Source organism: Streptomyces barkulensis, from assembly GCF_002843305.1.
Lineage (GTDB): Bacteria > Actinomycetota > Actinomycetes > Streptomycetales > Streptomycetaceae > Streptomyces > Streptomyces barkulensis.
On sequence record NZ_PGSG01000072.1, the window covers coordinates 43375 to 62298 of the forward strand.

13 protein-coding genes are annotated in these 18924 nt (G+C 72.9%); 9 read left to right on the plus strand and 4 right to left on the minus strand.

Features of this window, described 5'->3' with window-relative positions:
• Nucleotides 1–56 precede the first annotated feature (56 nt).
• Complete coding sequence (locus CUT83_RS30120) at nt 57–629, minus strand: hypothetical protein (protein WP_158239012.1); 573 nt, start codon at nt 627–629, stop codon at nt 57–59.
• A 131-nt stretch (nt 630–760) separates the two neighbouring features.
• Here CUT83_RS30120 and CUT83_RS14005 point away from each other — a divergent pair, with 131 nt between their 5' ends.
• From CUT83_RS14005 to CUT83_RS14025, 4 genes are all read left to right on the plus strand, one after another.
• Entirely contained in the window at nt 761–1465 is a 705-nt protein-coding gene (locus tag CUT83_RS14005; RefSeq protein WP_101256170.1) for a response regulator transcription factor, read from the plus strand.
• Nucleotides 1462–2916: a sensor histidine kinase gene (locus tag CUT83_RS14010; protein ID WP_101256171.1), complete on the plus strand. Its 1455-nt coding sequence runs from the start codon at nt 1462–1464 to the stop codon at nt 2914–2916. The genes CUT83_RS14005 and CUT83_RS14010 overlap by 4 nt, the downstream gene beginning before the upstream one ends.
• A gap of 120 nt (nt 2917–3036) precedes the next feature.
• Nucleotides 3037–4641 (plus strand): CAP domain-containing protein, encoded by a 1605-nt coding sequence (locus CUT83_RS30475; RefSeq protein ID WP_206282576.1) that lies wholly within the window; start codon nt 3037–3039, stop codon nt 4639–4641.
• Between the two features lie 306 nt (nt 4642–4947).
• Nucleotides 4948–5769 carry a hypothetical protein gene (locus CUT83_RS14025; protein WP_101256173.1) on the plus strand — a complete coding sequence of 274 codons (822 nt, stop codon included), beginning with the start codon at nt 4948–4950 and terminating at the stop codon, nt 5767–5769.
• Nucleotides 5770–5850: 81 nt separating this feature from the next.
• Here CUT83_RS14025 and CUT83_RS14030 read toward each other — a convergent pair whose 3' ends face one another.
• Entirely contained in the window at nt 5851–7353 is a 1503-nt protein-coding gene (locus tag CUT83_RS14030; RefSeq protein ID WP_101256174.1) for a SulP family inorganic anion transporter, read from the minus strand.
• 364 nt (nt 7354–7717) lie between these two features.
• Between CUT83_RS14030 and CUT83_RS14035 the strand changes: the two genes are divergently transcribed.
• The 4 genes from CUT83_RS14035 (at nt 7718) to CUT83_RS14050 (ending at nt 12592) form a co-directional block, all read left to right on the plus strand.
• Nucleotides 7718–8101: a MerR family transcriptional regulator gene (locus tag CUT83_RS14035; RefSeq protein WP_101256196.1), complete on the plus strand. Its 384-nt coding sequence runs from the start codon at nt 7718–7720 to the stop codon at nt 8099–8101.
• Between the two features lie 129 nt (nt 8102–8230).
• Nucleotides 8231–9916 (plus strand): ribonuclease J, encoded by a 1686-nt coding sequence (locus tag CUT83_RS14040; protein WP_101256175.1) that lies wholly within the window; start codon nt 8231–8233, stop codon nt 9914–9916.
• A gap of 57 nt (nt 9917–9973) precedes the next feature.
• Nucleotides 9974–10726: a spermidine synthase family protein gene (locus tag CUT83_RS14045; RefSeq protein ID WP_101256176.1), complete on the plus strand. Its 753-nt coding sequence runs from the start codon at nt 9974–9976 to the stop codon at nt 10724–10726.
• Between the two features lie 264 nt (nt 10727–10990).
• A complete protein-coding gene (locus CUT83_RS14050; protein ID WP_101256197.1) occupies nt 10991–12592 on the plus strand; it encodes a peptide chain release factor 3 in 1602 nt (533 codons plus the stop codon).
• A gap of 146 nt (nt 12593–12738) precedes the next feature.
• On the opposite strand, the gene CUT83_RS14055 is transcribed toward CUT83_RS14050, so the two are convergent.
• Both CUT83_RS14055 and CUT83_RS14060 read right to left on the minus strand, forming a co-directional pair.
• Nucleotides 12739–14013, minus strand: coding sequence for an McrC family protein (locus CUT83_RS14055; protein ID WP_101256177.1), 1275 nt, complete (start codon nt 14011–14013; stop codon nt 12739–12741).
• The gene (locus CUT83_RS14060) at nt 14010–15857 is read right to left on the minus strand and encodes a DUF4357 domain-containing protein (RefSeq protein WP_101256178.1); all 1848 of its coding nucleotides are present in this window, start codon (nt 15855–15857) and stop codon (nt 14010–14012) included. Before CUT83_RS14060 ends, CUT83_RS14055 begins: the two co-directional genes overlap by 4 nt.
• A gap of 372 nt (nt 15858–16229) precedes the next feature.
• On the opposite strand from CUT83_RS14060, the gene CUT83_RS14065 reads away from it, so the two are divergent.
• Nucleotides 16230–18794, plus strand: a complete 2565-nt coding sequence (locus CUT83_RS14065) for a hypothetical protein (protein WP_101256179.1) — start codon at nt 16230–16232, stop codon at nt 18792–18794.
• The last annotated feature ends 130 nt before the right edge of the window (nt 18795–18924 follow it).

The window sequence follows — 18924 nt, forward strand, 5'->3', positions numbered from 1 at the left end:
CGGGTACCGAAACGACCGGCGGTACCCCGGCAGTACCCCGGCAGTACCCGGGCCCCTCAGACGGTCGACTCCCTGACCGCCACGTTGTAGCTGGAGGGCGTGGGCGAGGTGACCTCGATCTGCGAGCGGAAGGAGTCGCCGGTGAAGACCACGGTCAGTTCCCTGGGCCCGCCGCGCCGGGTGGCCGCGGTGAAGCCGCCGGCGGGCAGCGCCGAGACCAGGCAGGCGCCGCTGCTGCCGAACCGTATGGACGCCCGTCCTCCCGTGGTCTGGAAGGTGCGCACCTCGGCGCCGGCCGTACGGCAGCCCTCCTCGCCGCCCTCGGTGTTCGCGGAGGGTGACGGGGTGGGGCGGGTGACGGGGCGGGTGGTGGGGGAGGCCGTCGGCTTCGGCGCGGGGGCGGGGGAGGAGGCGCGCCGGGTGGGCGAGGGGCTGGGCGTGGGTGTGGGGGACCGGCTCGGCTCGGCGCTCGCCGTCGCGGAGGAGACGACCGTCCCCGGGGTGTCGCGGGCGACGGGCGGGGTGGGCCGGGTCGTCCCGACCACGAACTGGACGGTGAGGCTCACCGTCGTCACGCTGAGGGACGTGCACGACAGCCACAGCAGTACGTAGCGCAGGTAGCGGGGCACCGCCCCATACTGCCCGACCGCCCGCGGCGGCCACCGCCAGGGCCCGCGAGACCCGCGAAGGGCCTGCGAAGCCCCCCCTGACGGGACGCTGGTTGCGGACGCGGCGGCGGCACCCGTTACCGTCCCTGGCCATGGCATCGGTACTTCTGGTCGAGGACGACCCCGTGATACGGGCCAGGCTCATCGACGTCCTGTCCCGGCACGACCACGTGGTGCGCAGCTCCCCCTACGGCTTCGAGGCCCTGCGGGAGGTGACGCGGCAGCCGCCGGACGCGGTGGTGCTCGACCTGGGGCTGCCCGACCTCGACGGCGTCGACGTCCTGCGCATGCTGCGCAGCATCTCGCAGGTGCCGGTGTTGGTGGCCACCGCGCGCGACGACGAGGCCGAGATCATCCGGCTGCTCAACGCCGGCGCCGACGACTACCTGGTCAAGCCCTTCTCCGGCGGGCAGTTGGCGGCCCGGCTCGGGGCGGTGCTGCGCCGCTCCGCCGCGGTGGAGCGCCCGGGCGCCCCGGAGGCGGCGCCCCGGGACGGCGCGATACGCGTGGGCGGCCTGACCATCGACCGGCAGGCCCGGTCGGTCTCCCTGGACGGCAGCGAACTGCGCCTGACCCGGCGGGAGTTCGACCTGCTGACCTATCTCGCCGAGCGCGCGGACCGGGTGGTGCCGCGCCGTCGCGTCCTGGCCGACGTGTGGCGCCAGTCCTACGTCGAGGAGCAGACCCTGGACGTGCACGTGTCCTCCCTGCGCCGCAAGCTCGGCGAGCGGGCGAGCCGGCCGCGCTATCTGCACACCGTGCGGGGCGTGGGCATCAAGCTGGTGACGCCGCGATGAGACGGACGCTGGCCGGCGTCGCACTGGCCGTCACCTCCATGGTCGCGCTGTCCTTCCTGATCCCGCTGGCCCTGCTGGTCAAGTCCGAGGTGAGGTCCCGGGCGATCACGGTGGCCGAGCAGCGGGCGGCGGCGCTGGCCCCCGTACTGGCCCTGACCACCCGCCCGGACGAGGTGCAGCAGGCCGTGGCCGAGGTCGACGACACCGGCCGGCTGGGCGTCCACCTGCCCGGCGGACGCCTGGTGGGCACCGCCTACGCGCCCGCCGACGCATGGCGGCGGGCGGCCCGGCAGCAGCGGACCTTCGCCCAGGACACCGAGGAGGGCTGGGTCCATCTGCAGCCGGTGGTGCTGGCCAGGGACCGGGTGGCGGTGGTCGAGTCCTTCGTGCCGCGCGCCGAGTTCGAGCGCGGCGTGGGCACCTCCTGGATGGTGATGTCGGCCCTGGCGCTGGCCCTGGTGGCGGGGTCGGTGCTGGTCGCCGACCGGCTGGCGGCACGGGTGGTGCGCGCCTCACGGGACCTCTCGCGCGCCGCCAACGCCTTGGGCGAGGGGGATCTGGACAGAAGGCTGGAGCCGAAGGGCCCTCCCGAACTGCAGGAGGCCGGCGCCGCGTTCAACACCATGGCCGACCGCGTCGTCGAACTGCTGGCGATGGAACGCGAGCTGGTGGCCGACCTCTCGCACCGCCTCAGGACTCCGCTGACGGCGCTGCACCTGGAGTCCGAGCGCATCGCCTCCGGCCTGCGGCGGGAGGACGCCGACCGGCTGGAGACGGCCGTCACCCATCTGGAGGAGGAGCTGGACTCCATCATCAAGGCGGCCCGCACGCCTCTGTCGGCGGCCTCGTTCGCCCCGGCCTCACCGGAGCCGGGGGCCTCGTGCGAGGCGGCGCGCGTGGTGTCGGCGCGGACCGACTTCTGGTCGGTCCTGGCCGCCCAGCAGGGCCGGGACTGCGCGGTGACGGTGACGGACGAGCCCACCCCCGTGACGCTGCCGGAGGAGGACCTGGCCGCGGCCGTCGACGCCCTGGTCGGCAACGTCTTCCGGCACACCCCGGAGGGCACGGCCCTGGCGGTGGGGGTGCACCGCACGGCGCACGCGGTGGTGGTGACCGTGGACGACGCCGGACCCGGCATCCCCGACCCCGAGCGGGCGCTCGCCCGGGGCGCGAGCGTCGGCGGCTCCACCGGCCTGGGCCTGGACATAGCCCACCGCGCCGCCGACACCGGCCGCGGCCGGCTGGAGGTCGGCCGCGCGCCGCTGGGCGGGGCGCGGGTGCTGATGGAGCTGGAGCTGGCGCCCGAGCGCTCCCCGGGCGGCGAGCGCGCCTCCCACGGGCGGCGGCGCCGGTCCTGGCTCCGCCTTCCCCGGCTCTCCCGCCTGTGCCCTCCCCGTCCCCGCAGGGGGCGGACGGAGGCGGGCAGGCAGGGGGCCGACGGCCCGCCTTAGCTGTTCCTTAGCTGTCCCTGAGGGCACTTTGAAACCCGCTCACCTCGCTGATCTGCGGCGATAGCGTCCCCTCGGACGTCGACCCAGGGCGATCCCCCCACGAGTGAACGGAGCGGATCTGTGAAGGTGAAGCAGCAGCGAGGACGGCGGGCGCGCAGACGGCCGATGGTGCTGAAGGCGGCCGTCGGCGCCGCCGCCGCGTCCGTGGCGGCCACCACGTTCGTCGTGCTGCAGCCCGAGGCGGACGCCATCCCCGCGCCCTCGCTCCTCAGCGCGGCCCAGGCGAGCACCCTGGCCCACCGGCTGGAGTCGAAGCTCGGTGAGGAGGCGGCCGGGTCCTACTACGACCCCGCCGGGAAGAAGCTGGTCGTCAACGTCGTCGACGGCGGCGACCTGACGGCGGTCCGCAAGGCGGGAGCCGTGGCGAAGGAGGTCGAGCGCACCACCGAGGAGCTCGCCAGGGCCAAGTCGTCGCTGGACCGCAGCACCCGTACCCCGGGCACCTCCTGGGCCGTGGACCCCCGCACCAACAAGGTGCTGGTCACGGTGGACTCGACCGTGACCGGGAAGAAGTGGCGCGAACTGCGGGAGAAGGTCGCGAAGCTGGGCGGCAAGGCCCGAATAGAGCGGATCGAGGGCGTCTTCGAGCCCTTCGTCGCCGGCGGGGACGCCATCACCTCCGGCGGCTCCCGCTGCTCGGCCGGCTTCAACGCCCGCAAGGGGGACGAGTACTTCATCGTCACCGCGGGCCACTGCACGCAGAAGGGCGCCACCTGGAGCAGCGGCGACTCCTCGCGGCAGCGGGTGGGCAAGGCCGTGGAGAGCAGCTTCCCCGGCGACGACTACGCGCTGATCCGCTACGACGACCCCGACGTGCCGCGCCCCGCCGCCGTGAACCTCTACAACGGCAGGAGCCAGGAGATCACCGGCGCCGGCGAGGCGTTCGTCGGCCAGCGCGTCCAGCGCAGCGGCAGCACCACGGGCCTGCACGGCGGCACCGTCACCGGGCTGAACGCCACGGTCAACTACCCGCAGGGCCGGGTCCACGGCCTGATCCGCACCAATGTGTGCGCCCAGCCCGGCGACAGCGGCGGAGCCCTCTTCTCAGGCAGCATCGCCGTCGGCCTGACCTCGGGCGGCAACGGCGACTGCAGCAGGGGCGGCACCACCTTCTTCCAGCCCGTCACCGAGGTCCTGGACAAGTTCGGCCTGACCGTCGACCTCGGCTCGAAGCCCCCGGCGGACGGCGAGCCCGGCACCCCGCGGCCCACCGCGCCGGAGCAGACCCCGACGCCCGAACCGACCGCCTCCCGGCCCGCCGAGCCGGAGCCGGAGCCGGACGGTGCGGCCGCGCGGCGGGTGCTCCAACTGGTCAACGCCGAGCGGGCCAGGGCCGGCTGCCGGCCGCTGACGGTGGACGAGAGGCTGGCCCGTGCCGCTCAGGCCTACGCCGGAACCATGGCGGAGCGCGGCGTGCTCTCCCACGTCGGCCCCGACGGCTCCACCATGGCCTCGCGGGTCGAGGCCGCCGGATACTCCTGGTCCGCGCTGGCGGAGAACATCGCCAGGGGCCAGGGGACCCCCGAGCAGGTGATGAACGGCTGGATGAACAGCCCCGGCCACCGCAGGAACATCCTCAACTGCGCCTACCAGGACATCGGCATCGGGGTGAGCGAGAAGGCAGGCGGCCCCTGGTGGGTCCAGAACTTCGGCAAGCGCCGCTGACCGGCTGATCCCCGCGTCCGCCGTCCCGTCCCGCCCCGCCGCGCCGGGGGCGGGGCGGCGGACGCAGGCGGCGAGGGCGGCGAGGGCGGCGAGGGCGGTGGGGGCGGTGGGGGCGGGGGTTTCACGGGCCGGATCCGGGATGATCACATCACCGTCACGATCGAACGCCGGTCCGAGGCTTCCCGTCTGTGCCGCGGCGTGGACTCCTAGAGTTGGCCCGTCACAGGGACCTGTGGCGGGCCGGTGCCGGACACGCCCTCCGGGCGGCGGCGCCGAAGCCCGTCAGCGGAGCAGAAAGAGCACACGATGCGATCCACCGCCGTACGCCGTACCGCCCTCGCCGCCTCCGCGGCCTGCCTGGCCCTGCTGGCCACCGCCTGCGGCGGTTCGGACTCCGGCGGGAGTGACGCGGAGAAGACCAAGGGCGGTAAGTCCGAGAAGTCCTCCTCCGCCGGGCCGGCCGCCGGGGTGAAGACCTCCGACGAGCTGGAGAAGCTCGTCCTCGCCGACGGCGACGTCGAGGGCCACAAGGTCGAGGAGCTGGGCGCCGGGGACAGCGTCTCCGCCAAGGAGGTCTCCTCCGACAAGGACGAGTGCACGCCCCTGGCCCACGCCCAGCTCGGCGTGCCGCTGGGCGACCCGGCGGCGACCGCCCAGCGCATGGTCACCCAGGAGCCCGGGAAGCCGGCCGACGGCGGCACGGGCGGCTCCGAGGAGCTGACCGAGGAGGACCTGGAGAACTTCGAGGACGCGATCAAGGGCGCCCTCGACGCCACGACGACGATGCTCACCCTCGCCTCCTACGAGGACGGGGGAGCACAGAAGGCCCTGGCCGACCTGCGCACCGCCGCCGAGTCCTGCTCCGGTGGGTTCACCGGGGGCATCAAGGGAGACGGGCAGAAGGTGACCGGCATCGAGGAGGAGAAGGTCACCGGCGGCGAGGAGGCCGCCGCCTGGACGGTGACCACCGAGCAGGACGGCGAGCGGATGCCGCTCAAGCTGGCCGTGGTGCGCCAGGGCGCCACGCTGGCCGTCTTCTCCTCCTTCAACATCGCCTCCGCCGGCAGCGGTGAGGACTTCGACCTCCCGACCGCCGTCATCGAGGCCCAGGCGGAGAAGCTCGGCTGACACCCCGGTACCGGCCTGCGCACCGGCCCTCCGGCGCGAAAGCGCCGGAGGGCCGGTGCGGTTCCGGGAGCGTCCCGCCGGTCAGTGGCTGTCGGCGAGCTGTCCGGCGAGCTTGCCGTGGATGGCGGCGCTGGCCTTGTTGAGGCCGACGATGGTGACCTTCTTGCCGCGGGCGGCGTACTTGGTCTCGATCGCGTCCAGGGCGGCCACCGAGGAGGCGTCCCAGATGTGGGCGTCGGACAGGTCGATGACGACGTCGTCGGGGTCGCCGGCGTAGTCGAACTGGTAGACCAGGTCGTTGGAGGAGGCGAAGAACAGCTCGCCGGTGACCGCGTAGACGGCCTGCCTGCCGTCGGGGTCCACGACGCCGGAGACCTCGGCGAGGTGGGCGACGCGGCGGGCGAAGATCACCATGGCGGTGATGACGCCGGCGACGACGCCGATGGCGAGGTTGTGGGTGGCCACGACCACGGCGACGGTGACGGCCATCACGGCGGTCTCGCCGACGGGCAGCCGCCTGAGCGTCCTCGGCTGGACGGAGTGCCAGTCGAAGGTGGCGAAGGAGACCAGGATCATCACCGCGACCAGGGCGGCCATCGGGATGGTGGAGACGACGGGGCCGAAGGTGACCACCAGGACCAGAAGGAAGACGCCGGCGAGGAAGGTCGACAGCCGGGTGCGGGCGCCGGAGGTCTTCACGTTGATCATGGTCTGGCCGATCATCGCGCAGCCGCCCATGCCGCCGAAGAGGCCGGTGACGACGTTGGCGATCCCCTGGCCGATGGACTCGCGGGTCTTGTTGGAGTGGGTGTCGGTGATGTCGTCGACCAGCTTGGCCGTCATCAGCGACTCCATCAGACCCACCAGGGCGAGGGCGAACGCGTAGGGGGCGATGGTGACCAGGGTGTCGATGGTGAAGGGGATGTCGGGCAGGCCGGGGACGGGCAGGGCCGAGGGCAGCTCGCCCTTGTCGCCGACGGTGGGCACCGCGATGCCCGCGGCGATGGTGATGACGGTCAGGATGACGATGGACACCAGCGGGGCGGGCACGACCGTGGTGACCTTCGGGAAGAGCACCATCAGCGCCAGGCCGCCGATCACCAGCGGGTAGACCGCCCAGGGCACGTCGGTGATCTCCGGCACCTGTGCCATGAAGATCAGGATGGCGAGCGCGTTGACGAAGCCGACCATCACGCTGCGGGGGACGAACCGCATCAGCTTGGCCACTCCGAGCGCCCCGAGCGCGATCTGCATCAGACCGCCCAGCATGACGGCGGCGACCAGGTAGCCCAGGCCGTGCTCGCGGTTGAGCGGGGCGATGACCAGGGCGATGGCGCCGGTGGCGGCCGAGATCATCGCCTTGCGGCCGCCCACGACCGAGATCACCACGGCCATGGTGAAGGAGGCGAACAGGCCGACGGCCGGGTCCACCCCGGCGATGATCGAGAACGAGATCGCCTCGGGGATCAGGGCCAGGGCGACGACCAGGCCGGCCAGCACCTCGGTGCGGAGGACCTTGGGCGAGGCGAGCCAGTCGGGGCGGGAGGGACGCAGCCGCCAGGCTGCGGAGGTGTCAGCGGACATGCATCCGTTTCCGTATCGGGCGCGCAGGCGTCGGGCATGCGCGCGCGGCGTGCGCGACTCCGGGTGGGAGCGGGAAGGGCCGGTCTGCCGCGGCCGTCGTCGGCGACGGGGGCGCAACCGGGGATCGGCGGACGTGGGGGGCCGCCGGTCGGGCATCATTGCCCGACGGGATTGGGGAGGGCGGTGTTCCGTCCGAAAACGAACTCTACCCTGACGTGAGGGATGGTTGCGGCCGGGGTCCTGGAAATCGCAGGTGAACACCGTGCGGGATCCTGTGATTCATGTCACGCGATAGGGTTGGGATTTACGAATCCGAAAGTGTTCGGGCATCAGAGGGGAATCGGCAGTGACGGACGAGCAGCGGATGCAGATCGGTGAGGTGGCCGACCGGACGGGACTGTCGCTGCGCACCATCCGGCACTACGAGGAGGTCGGCCTCGTCATCCCCTCCGCCCGCACCAAGGGGGGCTTCAGGCTCTACACCGCCGCCGACGTGGACCGTCTGATGGTCATCCGCCGGATGAAGCCGCTGGACTTCTCCCTGGAGGAGATGCGGGACCTGCTGTCCGTCACCGACCGGCTCTCGGCCGACGAGCCGCTGGAGGAGGCGGAGCACAAGCGGCTGCGGGAGCGCCTGGACACCTACCGCAAGGTCGCCGACGCCCGCTGCGAGACCCTGCGCGCCCAGCTCATGGCCGCCGAGGACTTCGCCGCCACCCTCCGCCGCAGACTCGGCCCGCAGGGCTGAGCGTCCCGCCCGCCGCCCCGCCTCCGCCCCTCCGCCTCCGGTCCCGCCGCCCGCCTCCGCCGTGCGACGCGAAGCGGCTGGTGGGAGGGGCGATGGGACAGCCCGGCCGCCCTCGGATAGCGTCAGGGTATGAGTCATCCACACCCTGAGCTGAAGCCCGCCCCCAAACTGCCCAAGGGAGGGCTGAGGGTCGTAGCCCTGGGCGGCCTGGGGGAGATCGGCCGCAACATGACCGTCTTCGAGTACGGCGGCAAGCTGCTGATCGTCGACTGCGGCGTGCTCTTCCCCGAGGAGCACCAGCCCGGCGTGGACGTGATCCTGCCGGACTTCACCTCCATCCGCGACCGCCTGGACGACGTGGTGGCCGTGGTGCTCACCCACGGCCACGAGGACCACATCGGCGGCGTGCCGTACCTGCTGCGCGAGCGGGCGGACATCCCCGTCGTCGGCTCCAAACTGACGCTGGCCTTCCTGGAGGCCAAGCTCAAGGAGCACGGCATCAAGCCGCGCACGGCGCGGGTGCGCGAGGGCGACCGGCGGGGCCTGGGCCCCTTCGACTGCGAGTTCGTCGCCGTCAACCACTCCATCCCCGACAGTCTGGCCGTCGCCATCCGCACCGGCGCGGGCCTGGTGCTGCACACCGGCGACTTCAAGATGGACCAGTTCCCGCTGGACGGCCGCATCACCGACCTGCGCGCCTTCGCCCGGCTCGGCGAGGAGGGCGTCGACCTCTTCCTCACCGACTCCACCAACGCCGAGGTCCCCGGTTTCACCACCGCCGAGGCCGATCTGAACCCCGCGATCGAGCAGGTGATGCGCACCGCGCCCCGGCGGGTCATCGTCTCCAGCTTCGCCAGCCATGTGCACCGCATCCAGCAGGTGCTGGACGCCGCCCACGCCTACGGCCGCAAGGTCGCCTTCGTGGGACGGTCGATGGTCCGCAACATGGGCATCGCCCGCGAGCTGGGCTATCTGAAGGTCCCCTCCGGCCTGGTGGTCGGCATGAAGGAACTGGAGAAGCTGCCCGACCACAAGGTCACGCTGGTGTGCACCGGCTCCCAGGGCGAGCCGATGGCCGCGCTGTCGCGCATGGCCAACCGCGACCACATGATCCGCATCGGCAAGGGCGACACCGTGCTGATGGCCTCCTCCCTCATCCCCGGCAACGAGACCGCCATCTACCGGGTGATCAACGGGCTGACCCGCTGGGGCGCCAACGTCGTCCACAAGGGCAACGCCAAGGTCCACGTCTCCGGCCACGCCAGCGCCGGCGAACTCGTCTACTGCTACAACATCGTCAAGCCCCGCAACGTCATGCCGGTGCACGGCGAGTTCAAGCACCTCAGGGCCAACGCCGACCTGGCCATCCGCACCGGCGTCGACCCCGACCGGGTCGTCGTCGCCGAGGACGGCGTCGTCGTCGACCTCGTCGACGGACGCGCCTCCATCACCGGCAAGGTGCCCGCGGGCAACGTCTACGTCGACGGCATGGAGGTCGGCGGCGCCACCGAGGCGTCCCTGAAGGACCGGCTCACCCTCGCCTCCGAGGGCGTGGTGACGGTCGTCGCCATCGTCGACGCCGACACCGGGGCGCTGGCCGAGCCCCCGGACTTCCTGGCCCGCGGCTTCGTCCACGACGAGGAGACGTTCGCCTCGGCCATTCCGGTGATCGAGAAGACCCTGGCCTCGGCGGCCGAGGAGGGCGTGGGGGACGCGCAGCAGCTCGAGCAGCTCATCGCCCGCTCGGTGGCCTCCTGGGCCTTCCGTACCTACCGCCGCAAGCCCCTGGTCATCCCCGTCGTCATCGACGCCTGACCGGACCGCACCGCAGCGCACCGCACCGCGCCCAGGACCGCACCGGAAGGCGACCGTATGAGCAAGCGCTTCGAGGAGATCGACTGGCGCCCCACCCCGATGGGCGACATCAGCCTGCGCCGCCGCCGGGACCCGGTGACCGGCCGGGAGGTGTACGAGGTCAAGCTCGGCGACGAGTTCCTCATGTCCAGCCTCTTCACGGCCGGTGAGACCGAACTGGCCCGCCTCGGCCTGGCCGCGCTCCCGGACGGCGGCGCGGGTGCCGGGACCGGCGCCGGGCTGGACGTGGCCGTGGGCGGGCTCGGCCTCGGCTACACCGCGCGGGCCGTGCTGGAGGACTCGCGGGTGCGCTCGCTGGTCGTCGTCGACGCCCTCCCCGACGTCATCCGCTGGCACGAGGAGAAGCTGGTGCCGCTGGGCGAGGCACTGGTGTCGGACGGGCGCTGCCGGCTCGTCCGGGGGGACTTCTTCGAACGGGCCGCGGGCACCGAGGGGCTGGACCCGCGGCGGCCCGGCGGCCGCTTCCACGCGATCCTGCTGGACGTCGACCACTCGCCGCGCCATGTGCTGCACCCCGGCCACGCCCCGTTCTACGAGGAGGCCGGGCTGCGCGCACTGTCGGAGCACCTCCACCCCGGCGGCGTCTTCGCCCTGTGGTCCGACGACCCGCCGGACGAGGACTTCACCGCCGTACTGGCGCGGGTCTTCGCCACCGCCAAGGCCCACGTCGTCCGCTTCGACAACCCCTACCGGCCGGGGGAGGAGTCGGCCAACACCGTCTACGTGGCCGGGAGGGGCGCGGGGACGTAGCAGCGGGCGGAGGCCGGGCCGGCCCTTGGATATCTACCCTTACGTCAAGGTAGGTTTGCGTGCGGCGAGGTCCGCGGAGTCCGGGGGCTGCGGGCTCCGCGGGGCCGGCGGGTCGACGCCCGATGCCGGCGGAGAGGCACGCGACGCACACGACGCACACGAGGAACCGCACACAAAGGAACTGGTGAAACGGTTGCGCAGGTACAGGGGCGAGGCGGACGCGCGGTGCGGGGCACCGCGCCGGGAGCCGGCGCGGTGAGCGCGGTGAGTGCGAGGGACCGGCAGGCGGCCGGCGAGGCGGCCCGGCGGCGGACGTTCGCGGTGATCAGCCACCCGGACGCGGGCAAGTCGACGCTGACCGAGGCGCTGGCCCTGCACGCGCGGGCGATCACCTCGGCCGGCGCGGTGCACGGCAAGGCCGGCCGGCGCGGAGTGGCGTCGGACTGGATGGAGATGGAGAAGGCCCGCGGCATCTCGGTGACCTCGGCGGTGCTGCAGTTCGCCCACCGCGACGCGGTGCTGAACCTGCTGGACACCCCCGGCCACGCGGACTTCTCCGAGGACACCTACCGGGTGCTGGCCGCCGTGGACTGCGCGGTGATGCTCATCGACGCGGCCAAGGGCCTGGAGGAGCAGACCCGCAAGCTGTTCGACGTCTGCCGCCACCGCGGCATCCCCGTCATCACGTTCGTCAACAAGTGGGACCGGCCCGGCCGCGACGCCCTGGAGCTGCTGGACGAGATCGAGTCCGAGTTCCGCCTCAGGCCCACCCCCGTCACCTGGCCGGTCGGCGACGCCGGCCATCTGCGGGGGCTGATCGACGTGCGCGAACCGGAGCGGATGCTGCGCTACACCCGCGCCCCCGGCGGCGCCCGGGCGGCGGCCGAGGAGGTGGTCCCGGCCGGGCAGGCGGCCGCCGAGGAGGGCGCCGACTGGGCCAGGGCCGTCGAGGAACTGGAGCTGCTGCGCGCCGACGGCGCCGAGCACGACCAGGGCTCGTTCCTGGCCGGCAAGTCCACCCCGGTGTTCTTCGGCGCGGCCGTCTCCAACATCGGGGTACGGCTGCTGCTGGACGCCGTGGTCGACCTCGCTCCGCCGCCCGGGGCGCGCGAGCTGGCCGGAGGGGGCAGCCGGCCCGTCGACGCGCCGTTCTCCGGCCTGGTGTTCAAGGTGCAGGCCAACATGGACCGCTCCCACCGCGACCGCATCGCCTTCATGCGGGTGTGCTCCGGGGTCTTCGAGCGCGGCACGACCGTCATCCGGGCCGCCTCGGGCAAGCCGTTCGCCACCAAGTACGCCCACAGCGTCTTCGGCCAGGACCGCTCCTCGGTCGATGTCGCCTACCCCGGCGACGTGGTCGGCCTGGTCAACGCCACCGCCCTGCGGGTGGGCGACACCCTCTACACCGGCGAGCCCGCCGCCTTCCCGCCCATGCCCACCTTCGCCCCCGAGCACTTCGCCGTCGCCCGCCCCGCCGACATCGGCCGCTCCAAGCAGTTCCGCCGCGGCATCGCGCAGCTGGACGAGGAGGGCGTGGTCCAGGTCCTCGCCTCCGACCTGCGCGGGGAGCAGGCGCCGGTGCTGGCCGCGGTCGGACCCATGCAGTTCGACGTGGTCGCCCACCGCATGGAGCACGAGTTCTCCGCCCCCGTGCGACTGGAGCCGCTGCCCTACCACGTCGCCCGGGCCACCGACGCCGCCGGCGCGGACGCCCTCAACCGCACCCGGCTGGTGACGGGGGAGGGCCTGGTCCGCAGCCGGGACACCACCCACCTCGCGCTCTTCCCCAGTCGCTGGCAGGCCGACTCCTTCGCCCGCGAGTTCCCCGGCGCCCGCCTGGAGACGCTCATCGCCGCCCACACCTGAGGGGCGGTCCGAGGGGAGGCGGGCCCCAGGTGGAGGCGGCGACCCTCGGAACCTACCCTTACGTGAAGGTGGGCCGGGAAGCCCGGGGCGAAGGCGGGCCGGGGCACGGGGGCGCTCCCCCCGCCCCGCCATGCGGCGTCCGGCGGTCAGGGACGCGGCGCGGAGCCGGCCAGATGCCGGGCGATCTCCCGCAGGGCCGACAGCAGCTCCTCCGGCTCGCGCGAGAGGTCCAGGCCGTGCCGGTACAGCCGCACCCCCCGCCCGTCCGGCCCGGCCGCCGTCCCGCGCACCTCGTGGAAGCGAGCGGGCAGCGCCCCGCCCGCGTACACCAGGTGCGCCTCGCGCAGACCGAGCACGGTGGCGTACGCCAGCGCCTGGTACAGGTCGGAGCCGGGCGGCCCGCCGGCCTCCCCGACGGCCTTGTACTTGGCGTCGGCGACGGCGAGCGGGGTGCGGCCGTCGCCGCCGCGCACGACGAGGTCGGGGCGCATCCGCACCAGACCGGCGGCGTCGAGGTGGTGGGGGTCCTGCAGGCGCGCGGTCAGGCCGTGTTCCCTGAGGGCCTCGCGCAGGGCGACGGTCACGAAGTCCTCGAACAGCCGGTTCATGTCGAGCAGGAAGCCGTCCACGGCCAGCGGTTCGGGCCCGGCGGGCCGGTGCTCGGGCGAGGAGCCGCGCAGTACGGCCTCGGCCAGCCGCAGCGCGGGCCGGTAGCGGGAGTTCAGGCGCGAGGGCCGCCAGCGCGGCGGCTCCTGCCCCCGTGTCAGCGGGGCGGCGCCCGCCAGACGCAGACGCTGGTGGGCCAGGCGCCGCCGCACGGGCCCGGGCACCTCCGGCAGCCGCAGCAGCCGCTCGGCGGCGGCGCGCAGGAGGCGGTTCTCGGCGATGTCCTCGGTGTACGCGTCGTAGGCGATCTCCACGGGCGGGGTGCGGCCGAAGTGCCGACGGATCTGCTCGGCCTCGCGTATCCGCCCGCGCACCACCAGCGCGGACTCCTCCACCTCCCGGTAGCCCTGGAGGACCCCGCGCCGCAGCGCCGCGTCCACCCGCCGCTCCACGGCGTGCGCGAGCGCGGGGACGACGTCGTCGTACGCGCCGGTGTCGACGGTGCCCTCCCGGCCGTCGCGCCAGGCACGCTCCGGGTCGAGGCTGAAGCCGAGCAGGAAGAACAGCCGGCGCACCGGCGTCTTGGGCGCGATCCGCAGGACCGGGCCGCCGGGTACGCGCACGGCGCCGACCCGGCTGCCCGCACGCAGCAGCCAGTGCCCGTCCCGGCCGGGGTCGGGGGTCGCGCTGTGCAGGACGCCGGAGGCGACCAGCGCCCGCCCCACCGCTGCGTCCAGGGGGACGGAGACGGCGGGCCCGTACTCGCGCAGCACCACCTCGCGCGCCGGCCCGGATGCGGTCGAGTCCGCGTTCACGGGTGCTGCCCGCGCAGCGCGTCGAGGCCGTAGCGGGCGGCGACGTCGAGCCCGTCGCCGTAGTGGTGCTCCTCCAGCAGCGGCAGGATCTTGGTGCGCCAGGTCCGCTCCAGCCCGCCCTCGCGGTACACCCCCGGCTTCATCAGGTACGAGGGCCCGATGGCGAAGTCGGGGTCGTCGACGAGGGAGTTGAGGGCGTCCAGCAGGCGGGCGGGCTCCGCGTCCCGGCCCTCGCGCTCCAGCCAGCGCGCGAGTAGCCCGGCGGTCGGCTCGGTGCGCGGGGACAGCTCCACGAACGCGAAGCGGCGCCGCATCGCCGCGTCCACCAGCGCGATGGAGCGGTCGGCGGTGTTCATCGTGCCGATGACGAAGAGGTTGGGCGGCAGCGCGAAGTCGTCGCCGGAGTAGGTCAGACGGACGGACCGGTCCCGGTACTCCAGGAGGAAGTACAGCTCGCCGAAGACCTTCGCCAGGTTGGCGCGGTTGATCTCGTCGACGATCAGGAAGTGCGGGACGTGCCGGTTCCCCTCGCGGGAGGCGAGGTCGGCCAGCTCCCGCAGCGGTCCGGCCGTCAGACGGAAGGCCACCTCCCGCGTCTCCGGGTCCGCCGCGGGACGGAAGCCCTCGAAGAAGTCCTCGTAGGCGTAGGAGGGGTGGAACTGCACGATCTTGACCTGTTCCGGTCCGCCGCCGAAGTGCTCGGCCAGCTTCATCGCCAGATACGTCTTGCCCGTGCCCGGCGGGCCGTAGAACACCAGCTGCTTCTCGTCCAACAGCAGTTCGCGCACCTCCTCCAGCCAGGCCCGGTCGTGGACGAGGAGGTCGGCGGCCAGCTCCGCGGTGACCTGCGGCAGCGTCAGCTCCCGCTGCGCCGGCCGCTCGCCGGTGCCCCCGGCCGCCGACGGCTCCGCGCCCTCCGTCCGCCCGGCGGGCCCGCCCGGCCCGCCCGGCGCGTCCAGCCCGTCCAGCCCGTCCAGCGCCTCCAGGACACCGGTCAGATCGACCAGGTCGTGCTGCACCGACAGCTTCTGCTGCACCTCCCCCGGCAGCTCTTCGTACGGGTGGCCGCCGGGCCGCCAGGCGACGGTCCGCCGCAGGTTGGACAGCCCGCCCGGCGAGGCGGTCTGCACGGCCTCCCCGGTGATCCGCCCGGTGTACAGCCGGTCGTCGTCGAAGGTGGCGACGGTGTCGCCGACGCGCATCTGCGTCAGGAAGGCGTGCAACTCGTCGACCAGGCCCTGCTTCTGGTGGTACGAGGCCGCCCCCTCGTACCCCTCCTCGACGAAGCGGCGCAGCGCGCTCCTGGTCGGGTCGCTCTCCTCCAGCGGCGGCAGGTGCGCGCCGGAGAGCGAGACGACCCCCTCTTCCAGCCACAGCCGCCGCACCAGGTTGTGCCCCGAGACGTTGGCGCCGCGCACCAGCCACGCCTTGCGCGGGGCGCGCCAGGCGGTGGACAGGTAGTCGGCCAGCGGATGGCCCTCGTCGGTGCGCCAGGACTCCGGGCCGGAGACGTCGTAGCCGTACACCAGCGCGGCGGCGGCCGAGGAGGAGTTGCACTCGATGTCCCGGGCCGCCACCCAGCGGGGCGGCCCCTGCGGCCGGCCGGGGTCGGCGGGCGCGTCGACGAGCCCGCCGCCCGCGCGCAGTTCGGCACGCAGGCGGCGCGCGTGGTCGCCGAGCCCGGGGGACGCCTCGGCGGTCACCTCCGACCCCTTGAGCAGGAGGAACTTGTTCGTGCCGTTGCCGCCGAACTCGGTGAGCAGGCAGCCGCGCGCCTCGCCGCCGTCCCTGGGCAGCCTGATACGGAACTCGGGCGCGCCGGGGAGGCGTTCGGGCTGCGGCATGGGAGGACCCTCCGGGTAGAGCGGCACCTGCGTGAACGCCCCACACTCTACTTGTTGACACAGTCAAGCAAGGTTCGGGTGTGAGTGATTGATTATGGCCAGCATGTTGACCGTGTAAACAACTCAACTCTAAAGTGTGGGTGCTCCCGCTCGGCCCTTCCCGACGAACCGGCGCTCGGCCGCCAGGCGGGGACGTTGGGGTGGGAATCGGCGTATGGGATCGAACGGCATTCGGCTGATGCGGAATTACCGGCCTGGCCAGGGCTTTCCGTATGTGCGACATACGGCGTGCCCGGCGCGCTCGTACGGGAGCCCGCTCCGCCCCCTGTTCCATGAAGCAGCCATCCCGTGCGTCCACCGGAGGATCGGAAGTTGAGACAGATCGACACCCGTCTCATCCAGACCGCGGTCATCGGAGGCCCTGACTCGGACCAGCCCGTGATCCTCCCGGAACAGCCGCACAACCTGGACGAGTTCCTCCGGCGGTTCGGAAGGAGGGACTTCTGGTGCGGCACGCTTCTGGGCGGCTGCGGGGAACCGCTGCGAGCCATGCGGTGTGTGACGAGGGTCTGTCACTTCGCCCACGAACCGAACCCCGGCCGCGGGGAATGCCACCGAACCACCCACAGCGCTGACAGCGCCGACCACCTGTTCATCAAGGACCATGTCACCCGCTGGCTGGCGGCACAGGGGTACGCGGCCCAGGGCGAGCTGCGCAGCCACGGGCACTGCCACGGCGACGCCGTGGAGTTCCGGCTGCGCCGCACGCAGACGCATCTCCGCTTCGAGCTCCACCCGGAGAGTTATCCGGGCTGGCTCAAGGTGGCGGAAAGCCTGAGTGCGAGGGAGAGCCGCATCGAGTGGGTCTTCGGCCGGGAGGAGGACGCGCTCACGCGTGACATGGTGGCGCGTCGGGGATACGCGCTGTGTGTGCGGTGCGAGACCGAGGACAACGACCGCCGTGCGCTCATCGGCACCGTGGCCGATGGAAGGAGGACGGTCTGGGAGCCTCTGGAGGAGTGCCGGATGACCGCCAGTGGCCTGGTCACGCCCGCACTTGAGCAACTGCGGTCCAAGGGCACGGTCCGGGACGGCGGCATCGACCAGGATCCGCTTCCCGGCAGCATGCCCATCTCCGGTAAGAAGGTCGTGTTCGCGGTGGACCCCCAGGCGGCACCCCTGACCTCATCACCGCTCGCTACCACCGGCCGCTACCTGGTCCCCGGCTTCGTCAAACCGGCGGGAAGCCGCATCGTCCGGGCTCATCTGTCCCTGCCCGATACGGTGCCGACTCCCACGGAGCAGTACGTCTACCGATTCGCGGGCCCAGTCCGACTGCTGGTCACGGACGCAGTCGAGGGAGCCGGTTCCCTGTGGGCGGTCCACGCCGACGGTCTCATACCGCTCAACGGCCTGGACGCGGAACGCACCGGCCTGTGGCGCCCCAGCGTCGCCCTGGACGAGAAGCACGCCCCGGCGCCCCGTGCCTCCGACATCTGCGAGCGGCCCCCGCTCGCGGCTCCCGCCCCCGGCGAGCCGGAAAAGCCGGAAGCCGCCTCGGGGCAGACGGTCCGCGCGCTGCGGAAAGTACTGGAAGAGGCCGCGGCGAAAGGCGCCACGGTCACATGGAGCGAGCTGACCGAGCGGCTCGGCAGGTGGGTCTTCGACCTGCCGAACCCCAAGCGCCTGGAACTGCTGGTCAAGGTGGACGAGTCGCGGGTGCCCGACCGCCCGATGCTGAGCGTCCTGATCGTCACCCACCTGGGAAGGCCCCTTCCGTATCTGGGCCAGCTGCTGAGCCGGCTCGGGGCCGCCGAGCCGGCCTCGGAGTTCGCCCTGCAGCAGTGGGCGGCGGCCGAGATCAGGAAGACGCACGAGGCGTACGGGGGCTTGCCGGCGCGCACGCCGGCCTCTCCGCTGTCCGGTGCGAACCGGCCGGCCGTCAAGGAGCAGGAGCCCTCCGAGAGCGACCTGCGCCAGGCGCACCGCAGACGTGAGGAGATCCGGGAAAAGCTGGAGCAGGCCGTGGAGATCCGAGCCAGGGAGAAAGGAGGGACGATACGTGCTCAGCGCCTGTCACAGGCGATCCGGCAAGGGGAGACACATCTCCGCAGGTACGAGGAGGTCCGCCGTCGCAGACAGGATCTGCGTGACTGGCTGACGGCCGGCTACCGGGTCCTGGGCGACCTCGGCCGCCTGATCGGCCGTCCGATCACCGTCACCTCCCCCAAGAAGGAACGGCGTACCGCTGTCGCCGAATCGAAAAAGGCCATAGCCCCCGGGCCGAAACCGGGCAAGAAGGACCCGCGTCTCAGGAAGGTTCGCCGCCTGATGGGCGAGCTGGGCCGGATTCACAAGACCGGGCCCACCCAGGAGATGCAGCGGCTGCTCGACGAGATCGAAAGTCATCGGGCTCAGCTCGCCCAGCCGCTGTCCGCCGCGGAGGCCAAGCAGGTCGAGCGGTGGCAGTGCGTGCTGGAGGACCGCAGGGCCTCCGAGCGCTCTGCCCGGACGGCGGCCGCCTCGCGGAACACACTCCCGGAAACGCGCCGTCCCGCTCAGCCGCCGCAGGAGGGCCGGCTTCCGGCCGAGAGGATCGGCAAGCTGGCCGTCATGGTCCGCGGCATCCTCCAGGAACTGGCCCGAGCCGACGCCACCCCCCTGAACTGGGGAGACCTCCGCCGCAGGGCGGGTGGGCAGCTGCCGCCCCTGCATCCCGACGACCAGACCGCGCTGTTCGTCGCGGTGGACCGGGACACACCGGCTGACGAGCCGCTGCTGTCCACGCTGGTCAACACTTCCGACGTCTCGCCGCACCGGCTCTACCGACAGGTGCGCCTCGGCCTCGGTCGGAAGCCCGTCTCCAACGAGGGGCTTGATACCCACCGGGCGATGGAGGTCCTGCGGCTGCGGCAGATCTGGCGCCATCGGCGTTGAACGGGCCGTCGGGATGACGCCTGCGGCACAGCGAGGTAAGCCGCGCGCGTCATCCCGGCGGTCTGCGTCGGGGCACTGCCCGGGCGGCCCTGCGGTCTCCCGTCACCGGCGCTACTGAGCCTGGGGAGCC